We start from the raw sequence: 1,519 nt of genomic DNA on the forward strand, positions 1-1,519 counted from the left end.
TGCCTAAATCCTAGTCTCTATCACTGTTTCGACTACTTTTGCCTAATGGATAGCAATTCTGGGGGGAACAAAACTATCAAGCGATGCAGCGCGGTCTTGGGGGTTTCCCCCATGAGCGACTGCATCAAGACAAGTCCCCCAGAATTGGGGGATTTAGGGGGCTTTAGTAAAACCAAATGATCGCGCATTCATTCCTTAATTCAGCAACGCCATATTTATGAGTTTAGGAAGTGCGATCGCTAAATTAAATTCCCCTCAACCTCAGTCTTCGCGCTGAATAGGAGTAGAGTGGGCATCCTGCCCGCCCGGAAATATATTGAAACTGGCAAGATGCCAGTTCCACTCCCGATTCCCGATTCCCGATTCCCGATTCCCGATTCCCGATTCCCGATTCTAAATTCTTAATTCTTAATTTTTAATTCCCAAAAAAAATAGCCGTAGAAATACTATCCACGGCTATTTCAATCACATATGTCAGAAATTTCCGAAACCCTGGGCCAAGGGGGGGAAACCCCCCCGAAAGTTAAGGTGTTATGGCAACAACCAATACTTGGTCATGGTAGTTATTACTTCTCCTGGAATCTCGGTCGGCTCGAAAGGGGTCCACTCGGCAATCTCTGCATAGCCTAGGGCATAAAGCATCTGCATACTATTGATTACTGATTCACGAGGACCTTTGAGAGTGTGGTGAGTCGGTTGTTTCTTGAAATTGCGAGTAAATTGTTCTGACATTGTGAAAAAGTTCAACTTGGATTAATATTGATTATTGTAATGATTATATTTTTAATTGTCAAGGGTTTTTAAAAGTTTTTTTGGAGATTTTTAGGGTTAGTTAAAAAAGCGATTATCTGTAAGAGAATCGGGTAGTATATCTTTAAAATTGTCAGCTTTATTAGTCAGTTAAATAACCCATAGTCTTTGAATTGGATAAGCATCAAATTTATTATCCCGACTAATTAAAACCAGAGATCTATTCATGGCTTGAGCAATCAACATTCTATCAAATGGATCACGATGATGTAGGGGTAGATTAGAAATTTGCAAGGTGTCGATAAATGAAATAGGTAGTAAACTAATATCTGATGATTGAAGTTCAGATTCAATGGTTTGATAACTTCGTTGCAGTGATAACTTACCAAGATTCAACTTAATTGCAATTTCCCAGAGACTAGCAATACTAAGATAAACCCTATCCGCTGCATCAATCATGTCTCTTAGTTTATTAGGCAAATTTGGGTCATTTTCAGATAACCAAATAAATGCATGAGTGTCTAACAGGAAAGAGCTCATTCCATATATTCCTTAAAATCTTCTAATGGTTCATCAAAATTATCAGGCAATGGTAGAACAAAGGTTCCTTTTAAGATACCTGAACGACGTTTGTTAACAGCATGCTGCTCTGGGGAAATATCTTGGGAGTAGTTTGCCATCAGATACTTGGCATAATGGAGCAGTTCTTGTTTTAGGGATTCTGGCATTTTCTCCACTGTTTGTAAAATTTCTGTGTCAATAGTCATGG

General features: G+C 39.1%; 3 protein-coding genes and 1 pseudogene. 1 reads left to right on the top strand and 3 read right to left on the bottom strand.

Translation table 11 applies throughout. The annotated features are described in order from the left end of the window. Positions 1 to 180: pseudogene (locus F6K49_RS48050) on the top strand (hypothetical protein); the annotation flags it as partial. 351 nt (positions 181 to 531) lie between these two features. On the opposite strand, the gene F6K49_RS48055 reads toward F6K49_RS48050, so the two are convergent. From F6K49_RS48055 to F6K49_RS48065, 3 genes are all read right to left on the bottom strand, one after another. Then, complete coding sequence (locus F6K49_RS48055) at positions 532 to 732, bottom strand: hypothetical protein (protein WP_293109682.1); 201 nt, start codon at positions 730 to 732, stop codon at positions 532 to 534. Positions 733 to 900: 168 nt separating this feature from the next. Continuing rightward, the gene (locus tag F6K49_RS48060; RefSeq protein ID WP_293109684.1) at positions 901 to 1,290 is read right to left on the bottom strand and encodes a type II toxin-antitoxin system VapC family toxin; all 390 of its coding nucleotides are present in this window, start codon (positions 1,288 to 1,290) and stop codon (positions 901 to 903) included. Further along, on the bottom strand, positions 1,287 to 1,519 hold a 233-nt coding region (locus F6K49_RS48065; RefSeq protein WP_293109686.1), incomplete at its 5' end, for a DUF2281 domain-containing protein. The genes F6K49_RS48060 and F6K49_RS48065, both read right to left, overlap by 4 nt.

This window comes from Moorena sp. SIO3I6 (genome assembly GCF_010672095.1).